The following is a 20132-nucleotide window of genomic DNA, read 5'->3' as shown; positions in this document are numbered from 1 at the left end:
GCATTCACTTTCAAGTGCGGGAAAAATTATGGAAAAACTAGAGAATGAAATCGGAACCATGAGGGTTCGAATTGAAAATTTACATTTGGGTATGGTGGAGTTGCGGGACGACGTAAAAGCCTTGAGCGGTCAGGTCAGTATGGGGCGTGGGGCTTTGAAATTTGTCGGCCTCACAGGCACCGTCATCGTTGCGTTAATTACATTCATTGCCTGGTTGGGGCAAACCTTCAAACCATTTGGCGCGTAAACGAATAGTTTTCTTCAGAGGAGAAGTGATTTGGATAATCTGGATGTGTTCAATTTAGACGGCGGGCTTTTTTTGCAGGCGTTTAATGGTCTGTCTTTTATTGTTGTTGTCGCAACATTTATTACGTCTTTTACGCCGTCCCGATCAGATGATCTGGTGGTTGATAAGGCGTTGTCTGTTTTGAATATTCTGGCAGGGAATGTAGGTCTCAACCGAAACGCGGATGACAAATGAGAGCCATCGAGGCCGCGCAATGCGCTGAAATTGCCTATCGCGTGAACGGGAAGGGGCCGGCCGCCCAATTGGGGTATCAATATAAACAAATCAAGGCCAACTGTTTACGGGGTTGGATTGGTCAAAAAGAGGGAAAAACAGTTGTCGCGATAAGGGGCACTGTTTTTCCGCGAAATGGTCGGTCGACGCTGGAAGAGAACTTATTGACCGATCTGGTTCACTGGTGCGGCCCCGGAAAAGTCCATGAGGGCTTTTATCGATTGTTGTGGCGCCTTTTGAGGCCGATCAAGCAACACTTGATTGTTGGCAACCGCTTGTACTTTACAGGGCATTCGATGGGGGCAGCCCTTGCGGTTTTGGCCGCGAGTGTGATCGGGGCCGATCGGGTTTTTGTTTTCGGCTGTCCCCGAATTGGTGATCAGGAATTTGCGCAGGAGATTAATCGCAAACTCAGGGTTACCCGTTATGAAAACCGATGTGATCTTGTTACACGCCTTCCAATAAAAGGCGCCTTAAAACATCCCAGTGGTCGAACGGGTCTTTATAAACCTGTGGGCCGGGTGGTGAAAATGTCTGCCTTTGGGCATTCGATGAAGGCCTATATCAATGGTCTTCAGATGAGAGCGTAAAAGTACCGATTGTTTCAAAATAAACGAGGTAAAAAATGATAAAAAAAGGACCTGCTTACAGTATCAGTGAAATGTTTGATGAGGAAGCTTCAGTCGCTGGTGGTGCATTCCCAATCCCAGCGAACGATAACTTTCCCCTTCATTTGGTCGATGCGGAACAAGAGCCGACAAATGAAAATGTAACCGCGTTGGAAAGTCAAAGCCTTCTTGCCCAGACAGGCATTATCCCCGCCTTTGAAGAGAGTGATCTTGATCTTGGCGAAGATCGGTTCTACGACGGGCAAACGATCAGAGAACTTGATTTCTCACAAGAGGGATCCGGTGCTCGGGGCTTTTTGTCTGAGGTGTAAAATCGGTTCGGCTTTGCGATTGGTAAACTAGTCGCAAAGCCGCTCCAGCATGCCTTGAACCTGCATGTCGGGCACTTCATCGGCCACGCCATCAAACGTAATGGTGTTTCCATTAACGACGCCTTCAAGGGTAACGTTCAGCCTATCCATACCAAAGACAGATGCGGTTGTTAGATCGTGTGTATGGCGATCTGTCTTAAGCGTTGCTGAAAATGTCTCGCCGTCCAGACGATAATTTCCCACATAATAGAGGGCGCCGTTTCCACCTCTCAGCTGACCGTCTCTCAAAACAAAGACTGCGGAACCTGAGCCAAAAGGGGTTTGAAATTGGGCTTTATACAGACCATTCATACGCATACTTCCTTAATGTAGATATTGATAATTTTAGGGAAATTGTATGAAAAAAGAATGAAAACAAGATTTTTTGTTTGGTGACTTACCCCACAAAAGGTTGCTGTCGTTTGGCGCTATAGTGGCGCACTTTTTTAGAATCCTATTCAAAAGGATCGCTCGCTAATCAGGTGTGCCATGCCGACAGTTGCCGTTACGAATGATCAGATAATCGAATTGTTCTTTGATATGCTCGATGGGGGCGAGAGCCTCACTCCGGCAACGTCACCACCCGTTAGAAACCATATGAGCGGGACTGAGAAATGGCAATTTACTTTGCCCGCCCTGTATGACGTCGCCTGTCAGGAATATCCTGATTTTTCGACCCTCGATTATTCAAAGTTTCGGCAACTGGTTATCGAAAGCCCAGTAAACGAATATCTAGAAGATGCAGGATGGCAGATTGTGCTTCAAAAAGACAATCTTGAAACAGACCAGAATATTTACTGTCTTACTCGGCTGTGAACAATGCGTTGCTGACATGTGTTTTTGAACAGGTCAGAGATCGGAAAGACAGAAGAATCAAAAACGGCCGAGAATACATTCTCGGCCGTTTTGAATTGGCTCCCCGAGCAGGACTCGAACCTGCGACAGGCTGATTAACAGTCAGCTGCTCTACCAACTGAGCTATCGGGGATCAGTTGACCCGATGTGATCGGGTTCGCGGCTTATAGCAATTGCAGATTAGCCTGCCAAGCCCTGATTTTCATTTTTTTTCAAAAAAAAACAAAATTGCCTGAAAACTGCCAAATTCCGGCGGATATTTTTGCAGAAGAAGGGGGAATTAATTCTGCCCGCCAGGAAACAGCTTTATTGGTGCATGCTGTTTATTTTTTTATCTGTATTGTATTGGCTTAACGCGTATACAGCCCAAATAGCAGCCGGGATCCAGCCAATGAGCGTTGCCTGAAGAATAAGGCAAAAAATACCCTGAAATGGGCGTCCGATTGTAAAGAACACAAGAAAAGGTAAAAGTATCGCAATTATCAAGCGCATTATAGAAGTCTCCTAGTCGACAAAGTATTTGAACCAAATTCGAGTTCAATGTCTTAATAAGGATAGTTGTGAAGTAAAGCTACTACCAGAATAAAAAGAAGAACTTGGAAATATGGTGAAAAATGATACGGCTCTGGCCGCGCTGGAACATGAATTTCAGACTGCGCTTGGCTATATGAATCAACCAGCGAAAAATTGGGTTCATCAACGCCTCGCACCAGATGGCAAAAAAGCGTTGGATGTGGCGATCATTGGTGCAGGGGCTTCGGGACTGTCTGTCGCATTTGCGCTTAAGCGGGAAGGGGTGCGGAATATTGCAGTTTTTGATCAAAATCCGCGCGGTGAAGAAGGGCCATGGATAACAACCGCCCGGATGCGAACGCTTCGCTCCCCCAAGCATCTTACAGGCCCGCATCAAGGAATTGCTTCTTTGACATTTCGGGCCTGGTATAGTGCCGTTTATGGCGAAGAGGCCTGGGAAAAACTGGACAAAATCCCCCGTGAAGTATGGATGGCGTATTTGTGCTGGTATCGTAAAATTACCGTACCTTTCGTGCAGAATGACATTTGCCTGAAAAGCCTGAAGTCTGAGGGCGACTTCTGGCATCTTTTAATGGATGGCGAAAACGGAACCCGGCAACAATATGCCCGCCACGTGGTACTGGCGACCGGCCGGGCTGCCTCTGGTGGTGTTGCATTACCGCCTGTGGCCGATACCATCCCAGCCTACAAGCGTGCCCATACAGAAGATCAAATTGACTTTTGTCAATTGAAAGGGGCGCGGATCCTCGTGGTGGGAGGGGCGGCTTCTGCCGTAGATGCTGCTGCAACAGCTTTGGAGAACGGCGCAGCACAAGTGGATATGCTTGTCCGGTCTCCCGAAATGCCAACCCTGAACAAGTTTAAATATATCGTTTATCCTGGCTTTATGCGCGGGTTTCACAAATTGCCAGCCGAAAAGAAATGGGCCTTTTTAAAAGAAGGTTTTGATGCAAAGGTTGCCGCGCCGAGAGATTCTATGCTCCGCCTCAAAGCGCATGAGAATTTTAATCTGTATCTCGGCGCTGGACTGATTTCAGCATCCTGTTCAGAGAATAACCTTACGCTGACAACGCACCGGGGGCAGTTCACCGGAGATTTCGTCATATTTGGAACCGGTTATGCGATGGATCTTCAAAAACAGCCTGAGTTGGCGTCTTTGGCCCCGGACATTCGATTGTGGAAGGATGAATTTCAGCCACCGTCCGGCAACGAGGATGATCCGCTTCTATCCTATCCGTTTTTAGGGGATGGCTTTCAGTTTCTGCCAAAACGTGAAACGGAAAATTGCTCCGGGCTGGACCGGCTTCATCTGTTCAACGCAGCAACAACAATGAGCCACGCCCCTGTCAGCAGTGATATTCCAGGAACAAATATTGGGACAGAACGCCTTGTTGATCACCTGATTAGCCGGTTGTTCTGTGATAACGCAGAAGCCCATCTGGAAGAAATGCAGAAATATGCAGAACCAGAATTACTGGGAGATGAGTGGATCGAACGCTGAGAATTGGAGGCCTGGACCGGAATCGAACCGGTGTTCACGGATTTGCAATCCGCTGCGTAGCCACTCCGCCACCAGGCCTCACTTTCAGGAGGCTATCCCTGAAAAGTCATGGCGTTTTAAGTCTTTATCCCGGACCTGTCAACAAGTGAATTGCGCGGAAAATCATAAAAACTGTGGCGTTATTTTGCCATATTACTGCTCAGTTTACAGTTTTGTCTGTCGCGGACTGCATTACTTGGCGTCCAAAGCACACAGGAAATGCTTGGAGCATTGCGCATTTGCGCCTTGATCAACGGACAGGGTTGTCAAGAAAACGGCCATTGGATATACGGAATTCTGAACGCGCGGGCACCTCGCTCGCTAGGGTAAGGCGTTGGGATTGGAAGTATCGTTTTGTGAGGATTGCTGGCGAAAATATCACGAAAGCACGCTTGTATAGTAAAAACAGTCGGCAAAGGGCGCTTCTTTCTTGATTTTGCGCAGATAGTTTAAGTATAAACGCCGCGAACCAGTATGGCTTCAGTTAAACCAATGTCATACAATCCGGTCTGATGCAGAGTATAGGAATAACGGGAAATTCAATATGACTGAAATTTACGCCGAAGCACGTGAGAGTATGGTGCTCAGTCAACTTCGCCCAAACAATGTGACCAGTGATAGCGTGGCAGATGCCATGAATACGGTTCCGCGGGAAGAATTTGTCCCCAAAGCCTTGAGAGGTGTTGCGTATCTGGACGAGGATTTACAAGTGTCGGATGACCGGTATTTGATTGAGCCTCGGGTCTTTGGACGCATGCTTCAGGCCGCAGACATAAAGAAAAGCGACGTCGCGCTGGATGTCGCCTGTGGCACAGGATATTCTTCTGCTGTAATTGGTCAGCTTGCACAGGCAGTTGTTGCGATTGATACCGATACGGAACTTGTCGAAAAGGCGTCCCAGACGCTGTCTGCGCTGGAAGTCGATAACGTGGCCGTTGTCGAAGGCGCGCTGGAGGCTGGAAATGAGAAGCAGGGACCGTATAATGTGATTCACATTAACGGTGCAATTGAAACCGTTCCAATGAGCCTGATCGATCAGCTCGCCGATGGCGGCCGACTGATTTGTGTCATTGGCGTCAATCCGGGCGTTGCTACCCTATATACAAAATCAGGGGACGATGTTCGCGCGAAAGCATTGTTTAATGCCGCAGTTCCCGAGTTGGGGAGCTTGAAATCCGAAGCAACGTTTAGTTTCTAAGGAGACTGCGGTATGATGCCGGTCACACTTTACCGTATTTTGTCTGTAAAGTGTTTGTGAGTAGGGTGTGAACCGGTAGAAAACAGATATCCAGTGATGTGGGGGGCTGGATTAAAGTTTACGGGTGCTGTCCTTCACAAAAACACATATAGTTAAATCAGAATGCTGACTTAACCACCAAAAAGGGCATAGGGAATGAAAAAAGCGATCGTTACGGTAACCTCGGTTCTGGCGATGTCCATGTTCAGTTCAGCGGTGAATGCCGAAACTCTGAAAGAAGCACTTGCTTTGACCTATAGCTCCAATCCAACATTGCAGGCGCAACGCGCCAGTGTTCGGGGAACCGATGAAGGTGTGGCTCAGGCGCTTTCAGGATGGCGTCCGACGGTTACCGTGGTGGGGGAAGCGGGTACTGAATATAGTAAAACGTCAACCACCTCTGCACCTGGCGGGGACCGGACCTATAACCCAAGTTCAGTCGCGGTTACTGTTTCGCAGCCAATTTATACAGGTGGCCAGACTGTCGCAAATACTGCCGCGGCAGAGGCGAGCGTGAAAGCCGCGCGGTCTAACCTGGATTCCGTAGAGCAATCAGTCTTCCAATCTGCTGTCCGGGCTTATGTAAATGTTGTCCGCGATCAGGCCGTTGTCGATCTTAATCAGAATAACGTAGAGGTTCTGGAACGTCAGCGTGAAGCCGCACAGGATCGGTTCGATGTTGGTGAAATCACCCGAACTGACGTTGCGCAGGCGGAAGCCCGTCTGGCTGGCGCACGCTCAGACCTTGTCGGTGCTATTGGTAACCTGAAGGTGAGTGAAGCCAATTACGAACGCATTGTTGGACAAAAACCGGGCAAGCTAGAAAATCCGTCATTGCCCGATAACTTTCCTGAATCAATCGATGCGGCCCTTGAAATGGGTATGAATAACAATCCGGATATTCAGGCAGCAAAATATAACGAAGAGAGTTCAAAGCACAGCATTCGGGCGACGTCCGGTCAACTGCTGCCAACCTTGTCATTGACGGGGTCTTTGGCGCATTCAGATGACCAGTCTTCAGAATCCCAATGGTCCGAAAGTGGCTCTTTGACAGCCCGGCTAACCGTGCCGCTTTACCAGTCTGGTTCTGTTTACAGTCAGGTGCGTCAGGCGCGTCAGTTAAATAATCAACGCAGGATCGAAATCGAATCTGCTGTGCGGGAAGTTCGTGAAGCGGTCACGCGTTCCTGGGAACAGCTGGAGTCAGCGCGGGCGCAGATAACATCAAATGAAGAGCAGGTGCGCGCCAATACGATTGCGCTGGAAGGTGTCAATCAGGAAGCGCAGGTCGGATCCCGGACAACATTGGATGTCTTGGACGCTGAGCAGGAGCTGCTTGTCAGTCAGGTAAATCTTGTAACATCACGGCGGGATGTCAGTATTGCTGTCTACGACGTGTTGGCTGCGGTTGGTAATCTGGGAGCCCGCGAGTTGGGACTCAATGTTGAACTGTATGATCCAGAAGCCAATTATAAACGGGTTCGCAACAAATGGACCGGTACGGACGGTGGTCTGGACTAGGGCGAATAGCACCCACTTTTTAAGCATTCATTAAGTATATGGTACGAAAGTGTTTATGGAGACTGGCCTTTTATGTCATTCTTAGATAAGTTTCGAACTTAATACTTAAATAGTCGTTGGTGATTTGCACGATGAGTGATCCGAAAGCAGAACAAGAACCGACCATGGAGGAAATTCTTGCCTCCATTCGTCGTATTATTTCCGAAGATGGCGATGAAGAAGAAGCCGCTGAAACCGAAGAGGTTTCTGAGGAAGTAGCTGCTGAACCAGCGATGGAAGCAGAACCTACTCCGGAGCCAGAGCCAGAACCAGAACCAGAACCAGAACCAGAACCAGAACCTGAAGTAGAGGAAGATGTCCTCGAGCTTACAGATGAGATCGACGATGAAGGCGAAGTTCTTGTGATGGATGAGGAGTTGGTGGTTGAAGAACCTGAGCCGGAGCCAGAACCAGAGCCAGAACCAGAGCCAGAACCGGAACCAGAACCAGAGCCTGAGCCTGAGCCTGAGCCTGAGCCTGAGCCAGAGCCGGTTTTTGAGCCAGAGGAACTGCCTGCAAAAAGCGCAATGGACGCCAAACTTGACAGCTTGCTCGAAGAGCCTGTTGTCGCAGCGGCGACCAGTTCATTCGCCAGTCTCGCCGGTGCTGTCTCTTCGTCGCGCGGTATGCCGATGGGCAATGGCCACGCAACCCTTGAAGAACTTGTCCGGGATTTATTGCGTCCTATGCTGAAAGAATGGCTGGATGAACATCTGGCAAGCATCGTACAGCGTATTGTGGAACGTGAAGTGAGCAAGCTCGCAGACCGTGCGGACGATAGCGAATAGGTTCTTGTCCGTGGCTGCGAGCCGACTATACTGGGATTAAGTCCCGGGGGCCATTTGGTGGCTTTTCACCCGATTTTTTGATTTATGATAATAAAGAGAGTGTCAGCGATGCTTGACAAATCTTATCGGCCGCAAGAGGTCGAAGGAAAGCTCTATTCCCGATGGATGGAGCAAGGCGCATTTGCATGTGGTCGAAATGATAGTGAAGATGCCTTCACGATTGTTATTCCGCCGCCGAATGTGACCGGTAACCTGCATATGGGCCATGCGCTCAATAATACCCTTCAGGATATACTTGTTCGATTTGAACGGATGCGCGGCAAGGATGTGTTGTGGCAGCCCGGTACCGATCATGCCGGCATCGCAACCCAGATGGTTGTCGAACGCCAGTTGGCGGAACAAGGCATTACCCGACATGATCTTGGCCGCGAAAAATTCATTGAAAAGATCTGGGAGTGGAAAGAGAAATCCGGCGGATCCATTATCGGACAGTTGCACCGTTTAGGGGCCTCCTGTGACTGGAACCGGGAACGCTTTACAATGGATGAAGGTCTTTCCAAAGCCGTTCGGAAAGTGTTCGTCCAGCTTTACAAGGAAAACCTGATCTACCGGGACAAGCGTCTGGTAAACTGGGATCCGAAGTTTCACACAGCGATTTCAGACCTGGAAGTTGAGCAAAAAGAAGTCAACAGCCATATGTGGCACTTCAATTATCCGATTGAAGGCGAGGGTGGTCGCTACATTACCGTTGCAACCACACGGCCGGAAACAATGCTCGGCGATACAGGAATTGCCGTTCACCCTGATGATGACCGGTATAAAGAACTGGTCGGAAAATACGTTATCCTGCCAATTGTTGGTCGGCGTATTCCGATTGTTGCGGATGAGTATGCGGACCCTGAACAGGGATCAGGTGCTGTTAAAATAACACCAGCGCACGATTTTAACGATTTTGAGGTTGGCAAACGGGCCGGGCTGGATGTCATCAATATTCTTGATGAAAATGCCTGTCTGAATGACACGGTTCCAGAAAAATACCGTGGGATGGAACGCTTTGCTGCGCGCAAAGAAATTGTTGCGGATATTGAAGCCCTCGGTCTATTGAACAAAATTGAAGATCACACACACATGGTTCCTTATGGCGACCGGTCTGGTGTTGTGATCGAGCCTTATCTAACGGATCAGTGGTTTGCCGATGCGGTGACGCTGGCGCAGCCTGCTATTCGGGCCGTGGAAAGTGGCCAGACCAAGTTCGTTCCGTCAAAATGGACGAATACATATTATGACTGGATGCGGAATATCCAACCTTGGTGTATTTCCCGGCAGTTATGGTGGGGTCATCGCATTCCGGCCTGGTTTGGGCCAGACGGCATGATTTTCGTTGAGGAAACGGAAGAAGAAGCCTTTGCTGCAGCGGAAGCGCATTATGGCAAACGCGAAGAACTAACGCAGGACAACGACGTTCTGGATACCTGGTTTTCGTCTGCTCTTTGGCCTTTTTCAACGCTTGGCTGGCCGGATAAAACACCTGAACTGGATAAATATTATCAGACGGATGTCCTGATCACAGGCTTTGATATCATTTTCTTCTGGGTAGCCAGAATGATGATGATGGGACTGCATTTCATGGACGAGGTCCCGCCGTTTCATACCGTCTATATTCATGCGTTGGTTCGTGATGAGCACGGTGCCAAGATGTCAAAGTCCAAGGGGAATGTTGTCGACCCGCTGGACCTTGTTGACAAATATGGCGCAGACGCCCTTCGGTTCTTTTTGTCTGCCAGCGCAGCTCAGGGGCGCGATGTCCGCCTGTCTGAACAGCGGGTAGAAGGGTATCGGAATTTTACGACGAAACTTTGGAACGCTGCTCGTTTCTGCGAAATGAACGAATGCTCTGTGCCCGATGGGTTTGACCCTTTCACAGCGGAGCAACCAGTTAATCGCTGGATCATTGGTGAAGTTGCCAAATGTGAAGCAGCTGTTCGGGAAGCCCTTGAAGGCAAACGGGACGGATATCGTTTCAATGACGCGTCAAACGCCGTTTATTCCTTTACATGGAATGTTTTCTGCGACTGGTATCTTGAGTTTGCAAAAATTCCATTCCAAGGCAATGACGAAGCGGCGAAGGCTGAAACAAAGGCAACGGCAGCGTGGGTTCTGGATGAAATCCTGAAAATTCTGCATCCGTTCATGCCTTTTATTACCGAAGAGCTTTGGCTGACTTTAGGGGCCAAACGGGATGCGGATTTGGTCGTTTCTGATTGGCCTGTTTACCCTGATACGGCAATTGATGAAAATGCCGATGCAGAGATGGTGTGGGTTCAGGATCTGATCAGCGGTATTCGCGCTGTTCGGAGTGAAATGAACGTTCCTGCCGGAGCGAAAATTCCGATGATCTTCAATGAAGGTAGTGATGCCCATAAGAACCGGCTTGAAAATCATTGGAATGTGATTTCAAGAATGGCGCGGCTCGAAAGCAAGGCGATTGACGTCGATTTGCCAAAAGGCTCCCTGCAATTTGTTCATGATGGGGCAACCATTGGTTTGGCCCTCGCAGGTGCGATGGATCTTGACGCTGAGAAAGCCCGTCTGGACAAGGAAATCGGCAAGCTGAACGGCTATATTACGGGTTTGAACAAAAAACTTGGCAACGAGAAATTTGTTAGTGGTGCCCCTGAACATGTAGTAGCGGCGGAAAAAGAAAAACTTGCTGAAGCGGATGTGAAAATGGCGAAGCTGAAAGACGCAGCTGAGCGATTGAGCGAACTTTAAGGCGCTTCAAAAGGACTGAGAAAGGCGGCTTTCGGGTCGCCTTTTTTATGGCTTTTTACGGCCCTTTGTAATGAAACAGTTTGTCTCCGCTATCACACTCTTTTCGCTGGTGAAATGACCTTTCATCAGTTAATAGACTGTATGATACCAAACAATTCCTCGCAAACATCAACCAAGCTTTTCATGGGCGTACTGATCATCATCAGTATGTGCGGACCGCTTGGAATGAATATTATTCTGCCTTCAATTTCGTCTTTTCAGCTGGTCTTTGAAACTGATTATGCGATGTCTCAGCTGACATTGACGGTTTATCTGGCAGCGATCGCCGTAGGGCAGCTGATTTACGGTCCCCTTTCAGACCGGTTCGGAAGGCGCCCGATTGTCATTGCGGGATTATTGATTTTTATCGCCGGAGGTGGAATTTGCATTTTCGCGACCTCTATTGAAATGATGATCGGCGGGCGAATGGTGCAGGCCCTTGGCGGGTGCGCGGGCATGGTTATGGGGCGGGCAATGGTTCGAGACCGTTTTTCCGCAGCCCAGGCGGCCTCTGTAATCGCCTATATGACCATGGCCATTGTTGTTGCGCCATCATTGGCGCCCATGTTGGGCGGGATCTTGGAAGATCAGGCCGGATGGCGGTCCAGTTTTGCTTTTGTGATTGTGTTTGGTGCTGTCGCTCTGATCTTTGCGTTAAAAGGGGCTGATGAAACCCTTTCACCGAGAAAACGCCATCAGGCACATTTTAGCGGTTTGTTTCTGTCCTTCTATTATCTTCTTAAAAATCGCATCTTCATGTCCTATGCCCTTCAGGTCAGCTTCAGTACCTCTGCCTACTTTACGTTTCTAGGCGGAACATCCTTTGTCTTGATCGATTTAATGGGCGGAACCGCTACTGAATTAGGGTTCTATTTTGTCGCGGTTTCAGCGTTCTATATTTTTGGAAACTATGTCACGGCTCGGCTCACTGACCGGTTGGGCATCTTTAAATTGATTCTGATCGGAACAGTCGTTTCATTTTGCGGGCCGTTGCTGATGCTGGTAACCGAAATGTCTGTGGGGATGGGCGCGCCTACATTTTTTGGATTTATGTGTCTGGTCGCGCTTGGAAATGGTCTTTGCATTGCGACAGGCGTGACCGGAGCCATTAGCGCTGATCCCGAACGGGTAGGGGCAGCGGCCGGTCTTGCCGGGTCTATGCAAATTGGATTCGGTGCTGTCGGGACTTTTGTCGTGGGTTTATTGTTATCCTACTACGAAACAACACCGCTTCCGCTGATACTGGTTGTTGGTATCTGTTGCATCGCTGCCTTTTTATCCCTGATGCTGGGGCGGAGTAAGGTCGGAACCGAAAGTTCCTGACAGACGGGCGTTTTTGCCTTTACGCTCTGGCGATAATTTCTAATACTCTTCCCAACAAAATAATAAACAGGGAGAATTGGGAAATGTCTATTTCTCAGCTATTGACGCGGGCCGTGCAGGCAAAAAGCACAGAAATTGCGACAATCTGTGCGGATCGTGCACGAAGTTACGCTGAATTTTCCGAGCGGGTGCAAAAATTTGCGGGCGGTTTAAGGTCGTTGGGCATTTCCGAGGGGCAGCGGGTAGCCATTCTGGCGCATAATTCCGATCGATATCTGGAATTCTATTATGCCACCCCTTGGGCGGGGGGTGTTTTCGTTCCGGTAAATACGCGCCTGGCCGTTCCAGAATTTGCCTATTGGCTGAACGATTCCGGGTCTGAAATCCTTCTTGTCGATGATGCTTTCTCAGGCATTGTTGAGGAACTGAAAGATCAGGTGCCGGAACTTCGGGAGGTCATATATATCGGTGATGGGGCGACCCCGGATGGGATGCTCAACTACGAAGTCCTGGTAGCAGAATCCGAGCCGGTCGAAGATGCCGGGCGCGGCGGAGAAGATCTGGCGGGTCTGTTTTACACGGGCGGGACAACTGGCGTCTCCAAGGGCGTTATGCTTAGCCACCGGAATTTTGTTGTGAATACCCTGAACGCTATGCCCTGCTTTAATTTCAAAGAAGGCAGCCGTTGGCTTCATGTTGCGCCAATGTTCCATATCGCCGACGGTTGTGCAGTTTTTGGGGCCACCATGGGATTGTCTACCCACGTCTTTATACCGGGCTTTACGCCACAAGGGACAATGCAGGCCGTGCAGGACCATAAAGTAACGAACACGCTTCTCGTGCCGACGATGGTCAATATGCTCGTAAATGATCCGTCTCTTGAAAACTACGATATGAGTAGCCTCAAGGATATCGTTTACGGTGCTTCCCCAATGCCAGAAGCCGTGATTGTAAAGGCCTTGGACGTCTTGCCAGAGGCAGGCTTCACCCATGCCTATGGTCAGACGGAATGTGCTCCGCTGGTGACGTATACAGGACCGGAATACCATGTTGTTGAGGGACCAAATGCTGGCCGGTTTAAATCGGCGGGCCGGGCTGTGTATGCGGTAGAGGTCAAGATATTGGACGAAGCTGATCTTGAAGTCCCTTTGGGTACGGTGGGTGAGGTTTGTGTGCGCGGTGATAACGTAATGCTGGGATACTGGAATAAACCCGAGCAGACCGCAGAAGCCAAACGAAATGGTTGGATGCATACCGGTGATGGCGGATATATGGATGAGCAGGGCTTTGTCTATATCGTCGATCGTGTCAAAGACATGATCATTTCCGGGGGCGAAAATGTTTATTCTGCTGAAGTGGAAAATGCACTTTATCAGCATCCTGCTGTGGCCGAATGCGCTGTGATTGGCATTCCTCATGAAAAATGGGGCGAGCAGGTCCACGCTGTTGTGCGACTTCACGAGCAGGGGACAGTTCAGGCGCAGGAGATTATCGATTTTTCTCATACTCTGATCGCAGGTTTTAAATGCCCACGCAGTGTCGATTTTGTAACCGATGCCTTGCCGCTTTCCGGTGCCGGTAAAATCCTGAAAAATGTTATCCGTAAACCATATTGGGAAGGTCAGGATAAATCGGTTAGCTAAAAACGTCTTTCCCGCAGCCATGTTTGGGAGGAGAGGGGCTTCATTCGGCGCCCTTTTCCTCCTTACGGGTCGTCCCTGCGCTACCTTTGAAAAGCTGGTGTGTAAACACCAGAGTGATTCGACTTTAACCTGCGCTTCAGTGTGAAAATTGGACCGAATTACTAGTTGTTATGGTTAATAGAAACCCCATTATGGTTAATAAAAGAGCCTTAATCTGCGCTTTTTTCGCTTTTATTTGTGCGACCGAGCCAAAAATCAAAAATTTTTGATTGTTAACGATAAATTAACACTTTGCAGACTTGTGCGCACTTATCGATAAAATATAATATTTTTTCAAGTAGAATTTGGCGTGCAATAATTCTCCATGGACCCACATGGGGTAGACGTTGATTTCGTCGCTTTTTTTTGCTCAAGACAATCCGTCTTGCGTCATTCACCGCAGTTTTTGTTTCACGTAGTAAGTGTGTATTCGTTTGTTTAGGGGTTAACAACGGACAAGGACTCTGTACGGTCTTGTCCTTTCTAGGGGTATTGATATGGTAAGAAATACAGTAATCTCGCTTTTAGCGGGTGCTGCTGCATTGTTTTCTGTTACAGCGGCTCATGCGGTAAGTAGCTTTGATTTTACATCGGGCACGTCCAGTTGGACTTCAGGTGCATTAAGCTATTCTAAAGATGGTATTGGTTTGGACGTAAGTGCTGGTCGATATACAGGGGGAAATGTAGTCGATAGCGGGTATATCCGCCAATATAATTCAAGTGGTCTGGCAGTTTATAGCAGCACTTTATTTGATAATCACGAAATTGACGGCTGGAACCACAACGATGTTGCGGTTTTCAGTTTTTCCCAAGATGTATTTTTGACGAGTGTCAGTTTCAATTACAACTCATCTGATGATCAGTTTGCCTATTTCTTTGATACAGACAATGATGGTACGCTGGAATTGATTAATGCTTCTTTGGATGCGAACCCGACGGATACCTATACATTTGCAGGCCTTCTGCTTAAGGCAGGCGATCTGTTTGGTATCGGCGCCATTGGGTATAATGATGATTTTAAAATCGCAAGCGTAACAGTGTCAGCTGTTCCTTTGCCACCAGCAATGGCACTTTTCGGCGCGGCTATGGTCGGTTTGGGCTGGTTGTCCCGGCGCCGTAAATCGGCATTGAAAGCCTAAAAATTCTGTGATTACGACAAGAAAAGCCCGCCGCTTGGCGGGCTTTTTTTTGGGGGGGCGGTCAGCGCGCTAGTAAAGGGCAACCGGATTAATAATCATCTGTACCGTCCCGCGGACGCGCGGTTGTCCCAGTACAAACATAAACTCGGTCACGCCATCCTTCACCAAGGGGCCGGTATTCATGGTTTCCAGCAGATAAATGCCATTTTCTTTCAATAAAACGACATGCCCCCAGAACGGGCGTCCTTCTTTTTGGGGCGGAACGACATCAACGCCCCAAGTGTCTGCGCCGACGGCCATAACATTTTGTGCAGCTAGCCATTCCGCAGCATCTTCAGAAATCCCGGGCTCCGCACTTGCCCAAGCAGTGGGGTCTGACGCGAATTTGGCGTCTGTCCAGCCGGTATGAAACAGGACGACATCCCCTTCACTAATTTTAACGCCCTGACTCTTTGCTGCTGCCTGAATATCGGAGGCGGTAAAGAACTTGCCTGCTGGTAGGAAAGGCATACCAAAATGTTGTGCCATATCAAGAACGATCCCTCGTCCGACCATAGGGGGCATATTGTGCGTTCCCAGTTTTGTCAGGCCCGTTATTGCGGCAAAGTCCTTTTCCTCGTTACAATTGTAATACATGCCGTTTTGACCAAGATGGCCCAACCCGTCCAGCTGGGATCCAATGCCGAGCCAAAGTTGCATCAGGTCGTCGTTGTAGCTGCCTTCATAGGCAAACAATCGTTGTCCGCCTTGCTGATTTGGCTGTACCACCTGAAGGCTCAAGCCTCGAGGAGGGAAGGCAGGGGTTTGAGAGTCGATCACAATACCAAGAGGTTGCGTTTTACCTTGTTTGATCAGTTTCGTGGCTTCCAGTACCCGTTCCGGGGTTACCAGATTGGCGGACCCGATTTGATCATCTTTACCCCACTTGGAAGCTGTGCAGTCCGCTGCGACGGCCAAGCTGCCCGTTACCATGGACAGCCCAACCGTCGCGATGGCGATTGACTTTAGAAATTTCATGACTTCCTCCATATTATTTTTTTCTTTAGAAGGTAAATCTAATGGTTAATTTCAGCCTCTGCAAGAAAGAAACTCTTCAAGTTCTAGGCCTTAGTTTAGGTCACATCCCCTGATTTCTACGCGCCGGGGAGGGAGGTGGCTGCTTTCGCTGATCCCCATTCCAACAGGAAACAACCGATGTTTATCGAGGCCCATTTGTTCAATGAGCCGGCTGACTGATCTGGCGCGTTTTTCCGATATTCTGAGATTTAGGGCGAGACCACCGGAAGGATCCGCATATCCTGTTATAATTAGCGATTTTTCCCGATCCGTTTTGTATCTCGAAACAAGGCGGGATAAACTTTCGACAAGGCCTGCATTTTCTACATTGTAGGATCCTGAAATGAATGGAATGACAAATTCCGGTTTTGTTTCCCAGCAATGCTGCGGAATTGATGAGTTTCTTTGAGAGATACTGAGGTCATTTTGATGGCCGGGTAGTATGTCCCGTTTACGGCTCAGAATTTTTATTTCCTGGTTGGTTTCTTTCATAATCTGATCCAAACCAAACAGGGCTTTATTCGATTGATCAATCTGCCGCTCTAGGCGTTGAATATTACGTTCCATGATAGCCACCGACTGGGTGGGGTGCTGCTTTTTCTGGTTCGAGTATAACGGTTGAAGGGCACCCCTTGGCACGGCAAGAGATCGACCGCTTTCACCGTTAAAGAACAAATCAAATCGGCTGGTGGAAGCCAGATGCAGTAACCGAATTTGCCCGTCAATCGCCTTCAGGGTTACCGGTGTATAGTGAAACACACGGGTCAGGCCAGCGATAAACTGCCGGGTAAGACTGGCATCCGCTTTCTCTGGCGGCACAGGTGACGCATTGCCGTCCGCCATCTTGCAATCTTCTTCCAGAATAAGGGCGGGGAAAGGAAAAGGGGAAGATTGGCGGCTCGAATGATCCGCCGAGAGGGAAAGCGCACATGCTCTTGCATAGAGGGCTTCACTCCCTGCATTGTAGGTGGTCCAGGCTGTCACAAGAAAGAGAACGACAAGGGTCGCAAAAAAACGGTGATTGCCAAGATTTCGAAAGACGAGAAATTGTTGAAACAGGGTTCTGGATGCTTTTACCGGGCGTGCAATTTCAATGGGTTTTGATTTGTCCTTCAGGTTGAATAGGGAGCGGGCAAAGGCATCACGTCTATTGCTCATGCTATTCAGGTGCCAACGATTGCGCGCGGGAAATCGAACCACAAGCATGACAAGGCTGTTCAGAAAAAAGACAGCGATACTAAGACCGATCAACTTCAGTCGTTCCGTGACAGAAAGGGCATCGGACATGGTGACTTTAATCATCTGATGAACCAGTAGAAGACTGAATAGCACAAACAGCAGGGTGCAGTATCCTACCCACAGAATAATAAGAGACAGCGTTGTCAGGCCCCCGAACCGAAGCATGTTCAGGAACAGGTCCTCAATGCCCGCGAATGTGAGGTAATTGATATCAAAAATGCTGAAAATGGCCGTGTTGAAAAGCAATCCGAAAAAAAAGAAATACCCGGCCAACGCGGATAATAGAAGCGGGATCAGAAGTGTTAGATTGTGGCTGTGATTGACCCTCATATGGATGTCGCAGAAAAGCTCTCCGTTAAGCGAACGATTACGGCATCGGTATCCGGTGCGTGTTCTACCCTGACATTGCATCGTGAAATCCTTACTGACTAAATACGGCTACTTTTCTTTCAGATAGTGATTGTATCAAGAAATACAAGCATAGGTTGTTTCTGATTATTTTGGGTGGCCATGTGGGGCGGTGCAGTTGAGTTATCTACTTGCTCTGTTTTGGGGAACGCGTTAGGTAAGGTGTATGAGTTAGCGGATCTGGCCGAAGGAAAAATAATGCCCCAATATAGATCAAAGACGTCCACACAGGGACGCAACATGGCGGGTGCACGTGCGTTATGGCGTGCCACTGGAATGAAGGATAACGACTTTGAAAAGCCGATTATTGCAATTTCCAACTCATTCACACAGTTTGTGCCGGGCCATGTGCATCTGAAAGACCTTGGCCAGATGGTTGCCCGTGAAATTGAAAAATGCGGGGGCGTTGCCAAAGAGTTTAACACGATCGCAGTGGATGATGGGATCGCGATGGGGCATGACGGAATGCTGTATAGTTTGCCGTCCCGTGAGATTATTGCGGACAGCGTCGAATATATGGTGAACGCCCACTGCGCGGATGCGTTGGTCTGTATTTCCAATTGTGACAAGATAACACCCGGCATGTTAATGGCTGCGATGCGCCTGAATATCCCTGTTGTGTTTGTCTCTGGCGGACCAATGGAAGCGGGCAAGGGAATGGCCGATGGCAAGGAAGTGGGATTGGACCTGATCGATGCGATGATCCAGGCCGGTAATCCTGAGATTTCTGACGAGCAAGTTGCAGAGGTTGAGCGTTCCGCCTGTCCAACATGCGGATCTTGTTCGGGTATGTTTACAGCTAATTCAATGAATTGCCTGACGGAAGCGCTTGGCCTTGCACTGCCCGGAAATGGAAGCCTGCTGGCGACCCACAGCGACAGAAAACAGCTTTTCCTGGATGCGGCCAGAACAATCGTGAATGTGACACGCCGCCATTATGAAATGGAAGAGCCCGGGTTGTTGCCACGGGACATCGCCTGCTTTAAGGCGTTTGAAAATGCAATGACCTTGGATATTGCCATGGGCGGGTCCACCAATACTGTATTGCATCTATTGGCCGCCGCTCAGGAAGGCGAGATTGACTTTACAATGGAAGATATCGATCGCCTAAGCCGCGGGGTTCCACATTTGTGTAAAGTCGCTCCCAGCACGCAAGATTATCATATGGAAGATGTTCATAGAGCCGGCGGCATTATGGCCATTTTGGGTGAGTTGAACCGGGCGGGCCTTTTGCATGCCGAGCTACCGACCGTGCATAGTGCAACGATGGGTGAAGCACTCGATTTATGGGATGTGAAAACAACACGCAGCAATACGGTTCAGGAATTTTACCGGGCGGGACCGGGCGGTGTTCGGACAACCGAAGCCTTTAGTCAATCCAAACGGTATCCTGATCTGGATACAGACCGCGAGAATGGCTGTATCCGAACGAAGGAAAATGCGTTTAGTCAGGATGGCGGGCTTGCTGTTCTGTATGGCAACATCGCCCATGAAGGCTGTATCGTTAAAACAGCCGGTGTGGATGAAAGTATCCTGAAATTCTCAGGACCAGCCCGCATTTTTGAAAGTCAGGATAGCGCGGTTCAAGCCATTTTGGGTGATCAGATTAAAGAAGGCGATGTGGTCGTTATCTTGTACGAAGGTCCTAAAGGCGGACCTGGTATGCAGGAAATGCTTTATCCGACCTCTTACCTTAAATCGAAAGGGTTGGGTAAAGCCTGTGCTTTGCTGACAGATGGTCGTTTCTCCGGCGGTACATCCGGTCTGTCTATCGGCCATGCGTCTCCAGAAGCGGCGGAGGGCGGCAATATCGGTCTGGTGGAAGAAGGGGATACGATCGAAATCGATATTCCTAACCGGACGATCAATCTGGCAATTTCTGATGCTGAAATGGATGAACGCCGCGCTAAAATGGACGCTAAAGGCCCTGCTGCCTGGAAACCGACAGAACAAAGAAGTCGGTTTGTATCGACGGCTTTACGCGCGTATGCAGCCTTGACAACCAGTGCGGCGCGCGGTGCCGTCCGTGATGTTGGGCAGGTTGAAAAATAACGGTTGACCCAACCGGAACCAAACGTGAAAAGCCCTCTCTTTTGAGAGGGCTTTTTTTATGTGTCTCGCCTATAATTTGTCAGCGCGCCGGGGTCAGCATGTTACGGACTGTCTTCGCTCTGCGCTGCGGATAATCCAATAACCCGTTTATATAAAAACGAGGCGGAACTTGTCGAAATTGCAAGGAGCAGGGGGATGATAAGAAGGTTGGTCAGGATGAAAATGATGACTTTTAATGCCGCCGCCGTGAAAATGACGCTTAGTAGCTTCAACGCAAAGAATGCGACAAGACCCAATACTGTTCCGATGAGGGCGAGTAAAACCAAGGCAACGATGAAGGAAAGGATCAGTTTCACCCCTTTATTCAGGAAAAGCCTTAGTTGGATGGGTTGATCCAGGGCAATTGCCG

General features: G+C 49.0%; 19 protein-coding genes and 2 tRNA genes. 14 read left to right on the top strand and 7 right to left on the bottom strand.

What is annotated here, in order from left to right; all coding sequences use genetic code 11:
* Positions 1-28 precede the first annotated feature (28 nt).
* From ACJAYR_RS14895 to ACJAYR_RS14880, 4 genes are read left to right on the top strand one after another with little or no spacing between them, the layout of a single operon-like run.
* Positions 29-247 (top strand): hypothetical protein, encoded by a 219-nt coding sequence (locus ACJAYR_RS14895; RefSeq protein WP_415237337.1) that lies wholly within the window; start codon positions 29-31, stop codon positions 245-247.
* 30 nt (positions 248-277) lie between these two features.
* Positions 278-481 (top strand): hypothetical protein, encoded by a 204-nt coding sequence (locus ACJAYR_RS14890; RefSeq protein ID WP_415237336.1) that lies wholly within the window; start codon positions 278-280, stop codon positions 479-481.
* Positions 478-1110, top strand: coding sequence for a lipase family protein (locus ACJAYR_RS14885; RefSeq protein WP_415237335.1), 633 nt, complete (start codon positions 478-480; stop codon positions 1108-1110). The genes ACJAYR_RS14890 and ACJAYR_RS14885 overlap by 4 nt, the downstream gene beginning before the upstream one ends.
* Positions 1111-1145: 35 nt before the next feature.
* Positions 1146-1460 carry a hypothetical protein gene (locus tag ACJAYR_RS14880; RefSeq protein WP_415237334.1) on the top strand — a complete coding sequence of 105 codons (315 nt, stop codon included), beginning with the start codon at positions 1146-1148 and terminating at the stop codon, positions 1458-1460.
* Between the two features lie 27 nt (positions 1461-1487).
* Here ACJAYR_RS14880 and ACJAYR_RS14875 read toward each other — a convergent pair whose 3' ends face one another.
* Positions 1488-1811 carry a hypothetical protein gene (locus ACJAYR_RS14875; protein WP_415237333.1) on the bottom strand — a complete coding sequence of 108 codons (324 nt, stop codon included), beginning with the start codon at positions 1809-1811 and terminating at the stop codon, positions 1488-1490.
* Between the two features lie 177 nt (positions 1812-1988).
* On the opposite strand from ACJAYR_RS14875, the gene ACJAYR_RS14870 reads away from it, so the two are divergent.
* Positions 1989-2315 carry a hypothetical protein gene (locus ACJAYR_RS14870; protein WP_415237332.1) on the top strand — a complete coding sequence of 109 codons (327 nt, stop codon included), beginning with the start codon at positions 1989-1991 and terminating at the stop codon, positions 2313-2315.
* A 96-nt stretch (positions 2316-2411) separates the two neighbouring features.
* Here the strand turns inward: ACJAYR_RS14870 and ACJAYR_RS14865 are convergent.
* Together ACJAYR_RS14865 and ACJAYR_RS14860 are read right to left on the bottom strand one after the other, a co-directional pair.
* A tRNA-Asn gene (locus ACJAYR_RS14865) sits at positions 2412-2487 on the bottom strand.
* Between the two features lie 173 nt (positions 2488-2660).
* Entirely contained in the window at positions 2661-2846 is a 186-nt protein-coding gene (locus tag ACJAYR_RS14860; RefSeq protein WP_169545033.1) for a YqaE/Pmp3 family membrane protein, read from the bottom strand.
* A gap of 112 nt (positions 2847-2958) precedes the next feature.
* Here ACJAYR_RS14860 and ACJAYR_RS14855 point away from each other — a divergent pair, with 112 nt between their 5' ends.
* Positions 2959-4389 carry an NAD(P)-binding domain-containing protein gene (locus ACJAYR_RS14855; protein WP_415237331.1) on the top strand — a complete coding sequence of 477 codons (1431 nt, stop codon included), beginning with the start codon at positions 2959-2961 and terminating at the stop codon, positions 4387-4389.
* Between the two features lie 4 nt (positions 4390-4393).
* Here the strand turns inward: ACJAYR_RS14855 and ACJAYR_RS14850 are convergent.
* Positions 4394-4467: transfer RNA gene (locus ACJAYR_RS14850), tRNA-Cys, on the bottom strand.
* Between the two features lie 505 nt (positions 4468-4972).
* Between ACJAYR_RS14850 and ACJAYR_RS14845 the strand changes: the two genes are divergently transcribed.
* The 7 genes from ACJAYR_RS14845 (at position 4973) to ACJAYR_RS14815 (ending at position 14968) form a co-directional block, all read left to right on the top strand.
* Positions 4973-5626 carry a protein-L-isoaspartate O-methyltransferase family protein gene (locus tag ACJAYR_RS14845; protein WP_415237330.1) on the top strand — a complete coding sequence of 218 codons (654 nt, stop codon included), beginning with the start codon at positions 4973-4975 and terminating at the stop codon, positions 5624-5626.
* A gap of 195 nt (positions 5627-5821) precedes the next feature.
* Entirely contained in the window at positions 5822-7186 is a 1365-nt protein-coding gene (locus tag ACJAYR_RS14840) for a TolC family outer membrane protein (RefSeq protein ID WP_415237329.1), read from the top strand.
* Between the two features lie 131 nt (positions 7187-7317).
* The gene (locus ACJAYR_RS14835) at positions 7318-8013 is read left to right on the top strand and encodes a DUF2497 domain-containing protein (RefSeq protein ID WP_415237328.1); all 696 of its coding nucleotides are present in this window, start codon (positions 7318-7320) and stop codon (positions 8011-8013) included.
* A gap of 108 nt (positions 8014-8121) precedes the next feature.
* Positions 8122-10785: a valine--tRNA ligase gene (locus ACJAYR_RS14830; RefSeq protein ID WP_415237327.1), complete on the top strand. Its 2664-nt coding sequence runs from the start codon at positions 8122-8124 to the stop codon at positions 10783-10785.
* Between the two features lie 141 nt (positions 10786-10926).
* Positions 10927-12147 carry a multidrug effflux MFS transporter gene (locus tag ACJAYR_RS14825; protein ID WP_415237326.1) on the top strand — a complete coding sequence of 407 codons (1221 nt, stop codon included), beginning with the start codon at positions 10927-10929 and terminating at the stop codon, positions 12145-12147.
* An 83-nt stretch (positions 12148-12230) separates the two neighbouring features.
* Positions 12231-13790, top strand: coding sequence for a long-chain-fatty-acid--CoA ligase (locus tag ACJAYR_RS14820; protein WP_415237325.1), 1560 nt, complete (start codon positions 12231-12233; stop codon positions 13788-13790).
* A 536-nt stretch (positions 13791-14326) separates the two neighbouring features.
* A complete protein-coding gene (locus tag ACJAYR_RS14815; protein WP_415237324.1) occupies positions 14327-14968 on the top strand; it encodes a PEP-CTERM sorting domain-containing protein in 642 nt (213 codons plus the stop codon).
* A gap of 69 nt (positions 14969-15037) precedes the next feature.
* Here the strand turns inward: ACJAYR_RS14815 and ACJAYR_RS14810 are convergent, their stop codons facing one another.
* Complete coding sequence (locus ACJAYR_RS14810) at positions 15038-15985, bottom strand: cyclase family protein (protein WP_415237323.1); 948 nt, start codon at positions 15983-15985, stop codon at positions 15038-15040.
* A 90-nt stretch (positions 15986-16075) separates the two neighbouring features.
* Positions 16076-17674 (bottom strand): OmpA family protein, encoded by a 1599-nt coding sequence (locus ACJAYR_RS14805; RefSeq protein ID WP_415237322.1) that lies wholly within the window; start codon positions 17672-17674, stop codon positions 16076-16078.
* A 195-nt stretch (positions 17675-17869) separates the two neighbouring features.
* Between ACJAYR_RS14805 and ilvD the strand changes: the two genes are divergently transcribed.
* The gene (gene ilvD / locus ACJAYR_RS14800) at positions 17870-19723 is read left to right on the top strand and encodes a dihydroxy-acid dehydratase (RefSeq protein ID WP_415237321.1); all 1854 of its coding nucleotides are present in this window, start codon (positions 17870-17872) and stop codon (positions 19721-19723) included.
* A gap of 101 nt (positions 19724-19824) precedes the next feature.
* On the opposite strand, the gene ACJAYR_RS14795 is transcribed toward ilvD, so the two are convergent.
* Positions 19825-20132, bottom strand: a 308-nt coding sequence (locus tag ACJAYR_RS14795) for a hypothetical protein (RefSeq protein WP_415237320.1), incomplete at its 5' end; no start/stop codon positions are given.

The sequence above is a fragment of the Sneathiella sp. genome (assembly GCF_047631475.1).
Taxonomy (GTDB): domain Bacteria; phylum Pseudomonadota; class Alphaproteobacteria; order Sneathiellales; family Sneathiellaceae; genus Sneathiella.
The sequence above is the reverse complement of the archived record's forward strand: the minus strand, read 5'-3'. Positions and strand labels throughout refer to the sequence as shown.